A 12347-nucleotide genomic window follows, 5' to 3' on the forward strand; every position below is an offset into this window, starting at 1 on the left:
AGGCGATCTTCGTAATCCATCGGAAACGATCTTCACTCGCCAGGGCGTAGATGAGATCCGCTCATTGGCAACCCGCCGTTCCTGGGTGGCCAGAAACTCACCGGCTCGATGGGGACCAACGTCCGCGACTGGTTCGTCAACACGCTTGCGGACGGCAGGAAAGGCAGTGCGGATCTTGTTGCGTACTTCTTCCTACGCGCGTACAGGCTGCTCGCGCGGCAGGGAGGGCTCGGGCTGGTTGCGACGAACACCGTCGCCCAGGGCGATACGCGTCAGGTCGGTCTCGATCAACTGGTCTCTAAGGACTTCACGATCAACCGCGCGATTCAGAGCCGATCGTGGCCAGCGGCCAGCGCTAACTTGGAGTACGCGGCGGTATGGGGCAGTCGGGCCAAGATTAACTTGGCGGTGCCCCGAATCGTCGCCGAGACCGAGGGCGACATTGAGGTTGAACGGATCTCCACCCTGCTGGAACCGGGTGGCAGAGTGGACGGCAATCCGACGCGGCTGGCGGAGAACGCGGGGATCTCGTTCCAAGGGTGCATCGTGCTCGGCATGGGGTTCGTGCTTGAGCCTGAGGAGGCCGCAGCGTGGATCGAGGCCGACGCGCGAAATGCGGAAGTGCTCTTCCCGTATCTGAACGGTGAGGACCTCAACTCACGGGTAGATGGCTCGCCCTCACGGTGGGTGATCGACTTTTACGACCGTACAGAAGAGAAGGCAAGCGACTATCTACTTCCCTACGAGCGTGTCCTTCGGACGGTCAAGGCGGATCGTCAGAAGGTAAACCGGAAAGCGCTACGCGACCGCTGGTGGCAGTACGCGGAGAAGCGGCCTGGGTTGCGGAAGGCACTCATCGGCCTGGAAGAGATGCTCGTCGTCACACGCCACAGCAAGTCGGTAATGCCTGTCCGGGTGCAAACGAATCGGGTGCCCAGTGAAGCGTTGGTTGTGTTCGCCACGGATTCCTACGCCGACCAGGCAGTTCTGTCTTCTTCTCTACACCAGACATGGGCCATCACCTACGGCTCAACCTTGGAGACCCGAATCAGGTACACCCCCTCCGACGTCTTCGATACGTACCCCCGCCCCCACCCCACCACAGCTCTCACTCAAGCCGGCCACATGCTCGATACCGGCCGCCGCGAGATCATGCTCCGCCGCGCCCTCGGCCTCACCAAGCTCTACAACCTGGTTAACGACCCCGCCATCACGGATTCCGCCGACCCAGACGTAGCCCACCTCCGCGAGATCCACGTTGAGCTCGACCAAGCAGTCATGGCGGCCTACGGCTGGGATGACGTCCCCCTGGACCACGGTTTCTATACCTACCGCCAGATGCAACGCTGGACGGTGAGCCCCGCCGCCCGGGTGGAAATCCTCGACCGCCTCCTTGAAGAGAACCATCGCCGTGCCGCCTCGCAGGGCGTTGTCGGTCCCACCGGCAACAATGAGGGCAGCGAAGACGAGGAGAACCACGAGTGACCACCCCGCGGCGTAACAGCGCCCAACCCGCAGGCAACGATCCTCAGGCCCCGGCCTACCGTCTCGCCCTGGAACCCGACGACCGTTCCTGGACCGCCAGGGAGAACCTGGTCGACGTCCTGGAGCGTGAGCTCCTCGGCCCGGCCAACGGCCCGGACGAGATCCTCGACGGTGTCCCCGACTCGGCGTACCTGATTGGCCGGATCGCGCCCGTGCGCCTCACGGCTGGCCAGGGCGATCCCGGCGAGGCGGGATCGGATGACGCCGCGACCGACGTGGGCGACGCTGTGGACGCTGCCGAGAGTCGGGGCGTGCCGCTCACCGCGGTTGACGACAGCAGCGCGAGTTCGGACGAGGATGAGGTCGAGGACCAGCCGCAGAAGCGTGGGCTGATGATCCCGGCGTCGATGGGGCTGCGCTTCCAGATCCCTGATGATCTGGACGAGTTCACGGTGACCGCGTCGTGGGGCACGTACGAGCCGGTGAAGGAGAAGCGCGGGGAGGGGACCAAGGAAGGCGAGGGCACAGCACCCGCTCCGGCTCTCCGTCGTTTCCAGCGCACCCCGCACGCCATCGCGAAAGCGATCAGGGTTGCCGGCCTGGAGCCGTCCCGGACGACCGAGATCGTGCTCAAGGACGAGGTGCTGCTCCGGGTGGATCGTTACGACGATGCCGAAAGTGGTTGCCGGTTGATCGAGGTGGCTCTGTGCAACGACCGGGAGACACCTCGCAAGATCCCGGTCGAGGCGTGGCTGTACCAGACCAAGCTGTCGGTGTCGGCTGGTGGCGCTGCAGTGTTCCTGCCGGTCAATGACGTACTCCTGGACACGCGCGAGGAGCCGGACGACGAGCTGCGGCGGCTGCGACTGCAGTACCGGAACCGTCTGGAGTTCGCCCATGGGCGGACCTGCTCGGTGGACTGGGAGGTAGCCGAGGGAGCCCGCAGGGCCAGCGAAGTCTGGACAACATGGCTTCCGGCGAGTGAGACGCCGCAGACAGCCGCCGAGGAGATCGGCGCGGCCCTGCTGGACATGCGCAAGCTACAGGATGCTTCGATCGGCGAGCTGCGTACGGGTCTTGAGCCGATCGTCGCGGGTTACACGGCCTGGCTGGATGGCGAGGAGGGGCGGGCCGAAGCTCTTCCGGAACATCTGCGGTCGGAGGGTCTGGACGCGGTCGCCGAGGCGCGGCGGGTGCAGCGCCAGCTCGAGGAGGGGTTGGAGCATCTTCTGGGGGATGAGGAGGCGTTGCGCTGCTTCCGGTTCATGAACCGGGTGATGGCTGATCAACGTGTGCAGTCGCAGGTCGCGGAGCGGCGGGCGAGTCGGCCGGAGGAGAGCATCGAGGAGGCTCGCGAGGCGATCCTCGCCGGGAAGGGGGCCTTGGCGCATTCGTGGCGTACCTTCCAGCTCGCCTTCGTGCTGATGCAGTTGCCGTTGCTGTCCGACCCGGCGGCCGAGAAGCGGTCGGGGGATCTGGCCAAAGCGCAGCTGCTGTTCTTCCCGACCGGTGGTGGCAAGACGGAGGCGTATCTGGGTCTTGCCGCGTATACGTTCGCGATCCGTCGCCGTCAGGGTGTCGTGGATGCCTTCGAGGGTCCGTTGGACGGGCGGTCCGGGGTGGCCGTCCTCATGCGGTACACACTGCGCCTGCTCACCGCCCAGCAGTTCCAGCGCGCCACGGCCCTGGTGTGCGCTTCGGAGTTGGCGCGACGCGATGATGTGGCGACGTGGGGGGAGGAGCCGTTCCGGATCGGGCTGTGGGTCGGTACCGATGTGAGCCCGAAGCGGTACGACGAGGCCGCCGAGCAGCTGAGCAAGGCCCATGGGGGCCGTGGGTATCGGCTGACGGTGCTGCAGATCCAGCGCTGCCCGTGGTGCGGGACGCGGGTGGAAGCGCGCGATGTGCGCACGGAGCCCGCGCTGCGCCGGGTGTACGTGTACTGCGGGGACGAGCTGGCCGGCTGTCCGTTCGCCGACGGCGGTGAGGTCCCGGACGGGCTGCCGGTGCTCACGGTGGACGAGGAGATCTACCGGCTCGCGCCGGCTTTCGTCATCGCCACCGTGGACAAGTTCGCCCGTTTGGCGCGGGAGGGCGAGGCCGCCTCGCTGTTCGGGCACGTCTCGCGGCGCTGTGAACGGCACGGCTACGTGCATCCCGACTATCAGCAGTGCGACATCAAGGACGGCAGCAAGCATCCCAAGAAGGACGCCTGGCCTGCGGCCCCCGTTCATCCGGCCACGCGGCTGCGGCCCCCGGATCTGGTGATCCAGGACGAGTTGCACCTGATCACCGGAGCACTCGGCACGACGGTGGGCCTGTTCGAGGTGGCCATCGACGTGATGACGGACTGGCGGACGAAGGGCGGGCGCCCGGTGCGTCCGCTGCTGGTCGCCTCCACGGCCACCGCCCGTAACGCGGCCGAACAGGTGCGTGCGCTGTACGGGCGCGATGTCACCATCTTCCCTCCGCAGGTCCTGGACGCGGGCAATACCTACTTCTCCAAGGAGATCCCGGTCTCCGAGAAGAACCCGGGGCGCCGGTACGTCGGGATCAGCACGACCGGGGTGCGCCTGACCACGGCGGAGATCCGGGTCGCCGAGGTGCTCCTGGCCGGCGGGCAGCTGCTTCTCGACCGCTCCGGCCGCGCGGCCGACCCGTATATGAGCCTGGTCGGCTACTTCAGTGCCACCCGTGAACTCGCCGGTATGGCTCGGTACATGAGCGACGACATCCAGACCGCGCTCGCCAAGGGCCGCCCCTGGTCGAAGCTCCCCCGCCGCACCGGCACCGACTACGGTTCACTGCACGTAGCCGAGCTGACCTCGCGCGTGGCCAGTGCGGACATCACCGCGACGCTGGACCAGATGGCGGCGACGTTCGATCCGGACTTCGACTCCACCGCGGGGAAGCGGAACCGGCGCGCGCTGCGGGAGGCGAAGAAGCCGGAGCCCGCCCGTGAGGTGAATCCGTACGACGTGGTCCTGGCCACCTCCATGCTGCAGGTAGGTGTGGACGTGACTCGGCTCGGCCTGATGCTCGTAGTCGGGCAGCCGAAGAACACCGCGGAGTACATCCAGGCGTCCTCCCGTGTCGGCCGTACCGCGGACCGGCCGGGGTTGGTCCTCGCACTCGGCAACTGGGCGCGGCCCAGGGACCTCGCTCACTTCGAGCAGTTCCGGCACTATCACGAGACGTTCTACGCCCAGGTGGAGGCCCTGTCCGTCACCCCGTTCTCGGTCACATCCCTGGAACGCGGTCTGGACGGTGTGCTGGTCAGCGCCGCCCGTGTCCTGCAGGCCGCCAAGGCCGGCCACGGCCACGGGCTGTCCCCGGAGGACGGGGCAGCCCGGATCGAGGCGGAGCAGCACTTCGCCGGCGAACTCATCGACGCCCTCGTACGCCGTGTCGCGCGGGCCGGCGACGAGGACGCGGCCAACCGCGCCCGCCTGCGCCTGGTGAACCGGCTCGACCAGTGGGACAAGCGGCGTAGGCACCTCACAGACCTGCGTAAATCCCTGGTGTACGAGAGGGTTCTGGACGACAGTCGGCACGACGCGCTGATGATGAGCGCGGAGAATGCCAAGGCGGGCATCGACACCCGTGACGCCGCACCGTTCGTCGTGGCGAACTCGATGCGCGAGGTGCAGCCGGAGATCAACCTCTTGGTGAGCCCGATCAAGGAACGTTTGGTGTACCGGGCGCCTGACCATGCCCCTCAGTGGAAGATGCCGGAGGACAATTCGTGAGTGACGAGACGCGCTTCGTCTACGACGTCGCCCACGCCGTCGACCCGCTAGGCGACCTGGAGCAGGAGGCGGAGAAGGCCACTAAGCACAACCGTGCCAAGGTCGGCTCGGCCCGCCCCTCCTCTCTGCTCTACACCTACGGTCCCGGCGCGATCATGGACTTGCCCCAGTTCACGATCATGCCCACGGGCCTGGACGACTGGGACCGCATCTGGCGGCGCCGCGACTCCACTCCCCTGCAGATCCACGCCCCGCGCCTGCGGGACGTGGTCCGGATGATGTTGCGTTCGCCCGACGTCCAGCTCCGGCCGTACCCCTGGCAGCCGAAGAAGCACAGCCGTTCCGCCGAGGGTAACGACCTCGGCGTACCGTCCCGGGTCTTCCCGCAGTGGCTGCGGTGCACGGGCTGCGACATGCTCGGACTGCTCGCTCAGTTCGACTACCGCAACACCCACCCCTTCCGCACCGACCTGGCCGTCTTCGAACACGCCAAGTGCACGGGCCGCGCGGGCGCCGGCACCCGAAAGCCGATGCGCCGCACCGCAATCCCTGCCCGGTATCTACTGGCCTGCGTCGACGGACACCTGGACGAGTTCCCCTACGACCTGTGGGTGCATCGCGGACAGCCGTGCAGTAAGGCCGAGCTGCCTGCCCTGAAGATGGTCGACCGGACGGCCGGCAAGGGCGCCTCGGCCGTCATCCACTGCGCGTCCTGTGACCTGCGGCGCCCCATGAACGAAGCCCAGGGCGAGGCCGGCAGGACCAAACTCCCGCAGTGCCGCGGGCGACACCCTCACCTGGACGCCTTCGAACCGAAGGGCTGCCGCAACGAGACCCGGCTGATGCTCGTCGGCGCCTCCAACCTGTGGTTCCCGGCCACGCAGTCGATCATCGTGATGCCGGAGTCCCAGGAGGAGGAAGCCAGCGACCTGGCCGACCGAGTCCGCACCACCCTCGGCGACAAACTCGCCAAATACCGCGACAACCCGGACATGATCCGGGACCTGCTCGACGGCCGCATCGACGTCACCGGCCTGTCCGACCACGATCTGGAACAGGTACTCCAGACCGCCGCCGCCCCCACCGACACCCAAGAGCAGCAGGAGGAGAAGCTCCGCGACTGGGACCCCGTCGACCTCCTCGTCCCCGAATGGCGATACCTCCTGCGCGACATCTTCAGCACCCGCGTCGAGGACCCCAAGAGCGGCCTCACACTCGCCACCCGCGACCGCGGCGACGCCCTGAGACCTGAGATCACCCGCGTCCTCGCCGTCGAACGTCTCCGCAAGGTGAACGCCCTGGTCGGCTTCACCCGCATCGACGACATGGACCGCGTCGGCGACCTCCCACGCCGCCTGGCACCACTGACCCGCACGTCCCGGCCGGCCTGGACCGTCGCCACCGAGGACCGGGGCGAAGGCATCTTCCTCCAACTCGACGAGAACGCCGTCGCCTCATGGGAAAAGCGCGTCCTGGACACCAACCTGTGGAAGCTCCACCGCGAGGCACACCGCAGAAACTTCGAGCGCCGCTTCTCCGACACCGCCGGCCAGATCGACCCCGACACCCGCCTCAAGCCTCCGCGCTACTGGCTCGTCCACACCCTCGCCCACATCCTCATCCGCGAACTCGCCCTGACCTGCGGCTACTCCGCCGCCAGCCTCAGCGAACGCCTCTACGCCTGGCCCGCCGCCGAAGGCCGAGGCCCAGCAGCCGGCCTCCTCATCTGCACCACCGCCTCAGACAGCGACGGCACCCTCGGCGGCCTCGTACAACTCAGCGAGCCCACACGACTTCAGCGAGTCGTCGAAAGCGCACTGCGCAAAGCCGAGCGCTGCTCATCCGACCCGATCTGCTCCAAACGCACCCCACACGACCCCGAGGACTTCCTCCACGGCGCCGCCTGCCACTGCTGCGTCATGGCCTCGGAGACCTCCTGCGAACGCGCCAACCGCTTCCTCGACCGCCGCTTCCTCCTCGACCTGCCCGGCAGCGACCTCGGCTTCTTCCAGACCCATGGCTGAGGCGGACGCACCACGTCAGCTCGGCCAGATCCTGACCGGGACCGAAGCCAAGGACATAGCAGACCGCCTCGCCGACGGCGACACCTTGACCACCGCACTCAAGGTGATCGCCGTCGGCCGACGCGCAGAGGTCCGGCACCTGCTGGAGGCACTCGGCAACGGGCCTGGAGCAGCACCCCAACAGATCCTCGTCCTGCGCGCAATCGAGGGAGCACGGGCCCTTCCCACCACGCTGTCACCGCTGTGGACCATGCCCGGACACCTCGCCCAGAGCGGACCGCTCACCACCTCCGTGACCCGCCTCGTCGACAGCGCCCGCCACGCGATCACCTGCTCCACCTTCAACTTCCAACGCAGCTCGGCACTCTGGACATCGCTGCGGGAGGCCGCACAGCGCGACGGCGTCGCCGTCAGCGTCTACATGGACACCCGCGCCGCCGACGGCAGCGGAAAACAGTGGACCCCCTCGACCACGGACGTGGCCGCCCACCTGGCTCCAGCCCAGGTGTGGCGAACCAAGGAGTTCGACGGCGCGTACGTCCGCAACCACGCCAAGTTCCTCGCCATCGACCACCACCTCCTCCTGGTGGCCAGCGCGAACTTGTCCCAGAGCGCCGAGTACAACAACGTCGAGTTCGGCGTCCTCATCGACAATCCGAACCTCACCGAAGCTGTCGAACGCGAGCTGCGGGAAGCAGAGGGAGCCCTGTACGAGCGGATCTCCGTGCCGTAGGACGGCTGTCGGCCACCGCTTCGGGAGCCAGGCGACGAACGAGTGGGTACCCCGCTGCGCGGACGGGGGTGAGCCGTCCCCGGCGGCAGGGCGTGAGAAGCTGAGACAGGGCCAAGGCCGGGCGGGCGGCGGTGAAGCGGTCAGCGGCCAGCTTGAGATCCGCCAGCAGCGTTCCGCAGAAGACCCGCATGATCGCGACATGCTCCAGCCGCTCGGACGCGCTGAGATACATGTACGCATTCAGCCTCCGCCGCGCCTCCCCGTCGGCGCTAACTTTCCTGAGCTTGATCGAAAAGCACTTCGCCAGTGGCTGCAACAGGGTATGCAATGTAGGGCATTGGTTCGGGCGTGCATGGACATCGGAGTTGGAGGGGAGCCGGTGGCGATCAAGGTAGTCCCAGTGTCCGGGGGGCGGCTGCTTGAAGAGGCTGTTGCTTTGGGTGACAGGTACACAAGGTGGCTGGGGCTCCTCGCCCCACCTGCGTACCGCAAGTACGCCGAGGACGGCGGGCTTCTCGTCGCCCTGGACGGGGAGGAGGTGGTCGGCTACGCGCTCTTTGGCCTGCCCAAGCGGGACTACCACGTGCGGCTGGCCCACCTTTGCGTGGCCGAGGAGCACCGGGCAAAAGGCATAGCTCGGGCGCTCATCCGGAATCTTCGCGCCCGACACCCCCAACGACTAGGGATCAAGGCGCGATGCCGACGTGACTACGGGCTCAGCGGCATGTGGACGAGCCTAGGCTTCGTCCCGCGGGGCGAGGGCCTCGGACGAGGTCATACACGGGAGACGCTGGACACGTGGTGGCTGGACTTCGGGCATCAAGATCTCTTCGCTGACGCTCATAGTGACGCCCTGCTGGTGGTAACCGTTGATCATGGTGTCTTCGCCGGACTGAAGGGCGTCGGCGATGACCGCGATGTGGAAGAGGCCCAGTCCCTTGAAGCAGGGTGGCTCGCCGACCTGGTTGAGCTGGCATGCACCCCACAGCTACTGCACGATGTGCGCGACGTGGCAGATCGCTCTGTTCGTCAGCCCCAGCGAGCTGAACTGGCCGGACTCAGACAACTTTCCCCTGACGCCGATGCCGTGATCGCTCGACACAAGGAGCTGGTAGCCGCAGTCACCGGGGAAATGCCCGACTTGCGGCTTGATGCCCGTCTGCGTAGTCGGCTGCGCTACGTGGCCGAGACGTCGTGCGCAGGTCTCCAGGTCCTGGTGACACGCGATCCCGCGTTGAAGGAACTGTCCGACATTGCTTGGTGCGTAGCTCGCGTAAAGGTGGTTTCACCCTCCGTGGTAACCATGCATGTCGATGAGCTGCGTCAGGCCCAGGTGTACCGGCCCGCAGACCTGATGGGTACGGCGTTCTCTGCCGGGCAAGTAATCACGGGCGGCGAAGGCGAACTAGTTGCCTTCTTCGACCAGGCTGATGGTGACGGCAGCTCCGCCTTCACCGAACGGCTCCAAGGCTTCGTCAGCGATTCGGTTCACTGGCGCCGGGAGCTGCTGCGGGACGAAGATGGGCGTCCCGCAGCGCTGTACGTCTGGGCTCTGGACGGTCGGACACTGAACGTGCCACTTCTGCGGACCGCGTCGCATGCCCTCGAAGAAACCCTGGCGCGGCAGCTGTTGTTCATGCTGAAGCGGCTTGGCCGGGAAAATGGGGCGCAAGTGATCCGCATCTCCGACCCGCATCCTTCCTCAGCAGCCAGGTCCGCGTCAGGGGCCGACGGCTTCGTCGAGCACGGCGGTTGCCTGACTGCCTTGATGGTTGATCATTGCGGCTCGACGGCAGAAGTTTCCGCCGTAGCCGGTGAGGTCGCCGGGCGGTCGGGGCTACCAGTACCCAGCCTGGCCGCAGACCTCTCGGCTGAGATTGCGAGCATGGCCGAGCGTTCCTGGTGGCCGGCGAAGCTGATCGACTCTGCGCTGCTGTCCTTCATCGTGCCCATCAAACCCCGTTGGTCGTCCGAGCTGTTCAACGTCCCCTCCATGCTCATGCCCCGTGATGCCGATCTTGGCATCAGCCGCGAACATGTCTACTACCGATCTTCGGGGCACAGAGGAGAAAGCACCCCAGCTCGTCTCCTTTGGTACGTCAGCGATGACACGTCGACGCAGCAGGGGAAGATCGTGATTGGCTGTTCCCGACTCGACGAAGTACTGATCGACGCACCGGACGCCCTCTTCTCGCGATTCGAACACCTGGGCGTATATGGTCGTGCCGAGGTTCGTGCGGCGGCTGATGCGTCAGGAAGAGCGATGGCTCTGAGGTTCTCGGACACCGAGATCTTTCCGGTACCGGTGACGTACGGACGGCTGAAGGCGTTGGCACAGACACTAGGGCTACCTGCGTTGTCCCTGATGTCGCTGTCGAAGATCAGCAATGCGCTGTTTCAAGCGGTCTACGAAGAGGGGTACAGAAAGACGTGAACGGCCCGGAGCGCGCCATGCTGCTGTCCGTCCACCCCCGCTGGGCTACGGCCATCCTGGCCGGAACGAAAACGGTGGAGGTGCGTCGCCAGCGCGTCGCTAGTCAGCCCGGGATCCCCATCCTGCTGTACGCCACCGCGCCGACGATGGCGATCGTGGGTACGGCTCGTCTCGTTTCGGTCCATGTGGCTTCGCCAAGCGAGGTGTGGTCAGCGAGCCGTGACTCCAACGGGATCAGCCGACGCGACTACGACGCCTACATGGACGGCGCCCGCCAAGCCAGCGGACTCTCGCTGGAAGATCCGATTGCCTTCGAGGAGCCGGTGCCGCTAACCGCTTTGAGAGCCGCTGGCCCGTTCCACCCACCCCAAAGTTACCGATACCTGACCCGTGATGACCTGTGTCAGATGGCCGCCGCAGCCCCGAATGCCGACGCTGCGCTGCAAGGGGTCCTCAGCGATCTCGTGCCCGTGTAGGGGCTCATCCGTCGGCAACTGTTGCAGGGCTGCGGTGCCGATGGCGTGTAGGAAGAAGTCTCCGATACGGGTGAACGCCTTCTGTTCGCTCTGCCACATGTTCCTGCTGGTCACGGGGTCCATGGCACAGGGAGCATGGGACTTCCGGTCACAATGAGGGCGGTCGGCGGCGGGTGGCAAGGATGATGTGGGTGCCGCCGTCCCGGGCGCCGGAGACAGCGCAGGCGGCGGTCTCGTGGGTGAGGAATCGGTCCCAGAGTTGGGGTGAGCGTTCGAGGTCGGCTAGGACGGCTGGGTCTTCGAGGCTTGCCCAGTTGCTGGCTGATCCTGCGAGAATCTCGCCGCCGCATTCGGTGACGAGCGTGGTGAGTTGCTGCCAGGTGAACAGTCGGCAGACGTGGGTCATGCCAGGTACGTGGCGGAGGTCGCCTGTGCGGATGACGGCGTCGGTGACGTCGGTGCCGTGGCGGAGGCCGAGCTGGGTGGCTTCGGGGAAGCGGGCTCTCCAGCTTCCCCAGAGGGACATCACCGAGGCGATGACTGCACCGGTGGGTTTCACGATCCGGAGCAGGCCGGTGAGGGCTTCGTGCTCTTGGCCGAAGGTGTATGAGAGCGGGCCGCCGTATGCCAGGACGATGTCGAACGAGGCGTCGGGGAACCTGCTGGTGTCGCGGACGTCGAGCGTGTGGCGGGCTTCCACGGTGTGCTGGGCTCCCGCTGCGGCGACGTTGACCTCGTTCAGATGGAGCTGGACCGGGGAGACGTCGGTGACCACGATGTGCGCACCGTGTTCGGCGAGCACCGTGGTGAACCGTCCGGGTCCTGCTCCGATCTCCAGGACCCGTTGCCCATCCTTCAGGTAGCGGAGGAGGAAGCGGCGGTGGACTTCGAAGGACACCCTGCCAGCGATGTCTTGGTGAGGCGGTCGGACTCTTCATCACCGAGAGCGTCGTAGTAGCGGCGGATGGCGTCCACGGATCGATCGCTGCTGGCCGCGCCTTCGGGCGGTTCTGCCACGTTGCCTCCGTCTGCGTACCGAGTCCGGTCTACCTGGCGCGCTTCTGGCCTGGGGCTTCTCAAACGGTGTGAGTCGGGCACGGCTTCGCCAATAGGGGCGGCAGCGCCTCGGTCGAGTTCATGAGCCCCTCGGAGGCGGGTGAGGATCTGGTGGTCCGCTGCCCAGGCTGTGACTACGCCGCCAACACGGAGAAGGCGACCTCTGCCCTGCCAGCGGTCGTGGACGGCGCTGGGCTGGCGGCCCCGGAGGCGTTCGACACCCCTGACGCCCGCACCATCGAGGAACTGGCCCGCCTGCATGACGTGCCGGCCGAACGGCAGATCAAGACGCTGGTGTACGTGGTCGACGACCAGCTCACCCTGGTCCTGCTCCGTGGCGATCACAACCTGGTGGAGCAGAAGCTCATCGACACCCTCGCGGCCAAGGCG

At 66.6% G+C, this 12347-nt stretch carries 8 protein-coding genes; 7 read left to right on the forward strand and 1 reads right to left on the reverse strand.

Features of this window, described 5'->3' with window-relative positions:
• Positions 1 to 63 precede the first annotated feature (63 nt).
• The 6 genes from JJV70_RS20125 to JJV70_RS20150 all read left to right on the forward strand — a co-directional run bounded on the left by JJV70_RS20125 (position 64) and on the right by JJV70_RS20150 (position 10901).
• Positions 64 to 1485 (forward strand): type IIL restriction-modification enzyme MmeI, encoded by a 1422-nt coding sequence (locus JJV70_RS20125; protein ID WP_308294926.1) that lies wholly within the window; start codon positions 64 to 66, stop codon positions 1483 to 1485.
• Positions 1482 to 5234, forward strand: a complete 3753-nt coding sequence (drmA, locus tag JJV70_RS20130; protein WP_219049444.1) for a DISARM system helicase DrmA — start codon at positions 1482 to 1484, stop codon at positions 5232 to 5234. Before JJV70_RS20125 ends, drmA begins: the two co-directional genes overlap by 4 nt.
• Complete coding sequence (gene drmB, locus JJV70_RS20135; protein WP_219049445.1) at positions 5231 to 7258, forward strand: DUF1998 domain-containing protein; 2028 nt, start codon at positions 5231 to 5233, stop codon at positions 7256 to 7258. The genes drmA and drmB overlap by 4 nt, the downstream gene beginning before the upstream one ends.
• Positions 7251 to 7991 carry a DISARM system phospholipase D-like protein DrmC gene (drmC, locus tag JJV70_RS20140; protein ID WP_219049446.1) on the forward strand — a complete coding sequence of 247 codons (741 nt, stop codon included), beginning with the start codon at positions 7251 to 7253 and terminating at the stop codon, positions 7989 to 7991. Before drmB ends, drmC begins: the two co-directional genes overlap by 8 nt.
• Positions 7992 to 8370: 379 nt before the next feature.
• Complete coding sequence (locus tag JJV70_RS20145; RefSeq protein ID WP_219049447.1) at positions 8371 to 10425, forward strand: GNAT family N-acetyltransferase; 2055 nt, start codon at positions 8371 to 8373, stop codon at positions 10423 to 10425.
• Entirely contained in the window at positions 10422 to 10901 is a 480-nt protein-coding gene (locus JJV70_RS20150) for an ASCH domain-containing protein (protein ID WP_308294922.1), read from the forward strand. Before JJV70_RS20145 ends, JJV70_RS20150 begins: the two co-directional genes overlap by 4 nt.
• Positions 10902 to 11049: 148 nt before the next feature.
• On the opposite strand, the gene JJV70_RS20155 is transcribed toward JJV70_RS20150, so the two are convergent.
• A complete protein-coding gene (locus tag JJV70_RS20155) occupies positions 11050 to 11799 on the reverse strand; it encodes a class I SAM-dependent methyltransferase (RefSeq protein WP_219049449.1) in 750 nt (249 codons plus the stop codon).
• A gap of 239 nt (positions 11800 to 12038) precedes the next feature.
• Here JJV70_RS20155 and JJV70_RS22985 point away from each other — a divergent pair.
• On the forward strand, positions 12039 to 12347 hold a 309-nt coding region (locus JJV70_RS22985; protein WP_306823499.1), incomplete at its 3' end, for a YbaK/EbsC family protein.

The sequence above is a fragment of the Streptomyces sp. JJ66 genome, assembly GCF_019303495.1.
Taxonomy (GTDB): domain Bacteria; phylum Actinomycetota; class Actinomycetes; order Streptomycetales; family Streptomycetaceae; genus Streptomyces.

Bases quoted from the DNA above. Each gene is read 5' to 3' on its own strand.
- drmC (WP_219049446.1), top strand. From the start codon at position 7,251: ATGGCTGAGGCGGACGCACCACGTCAGCTCGGCCAGATCCTGACCGGG.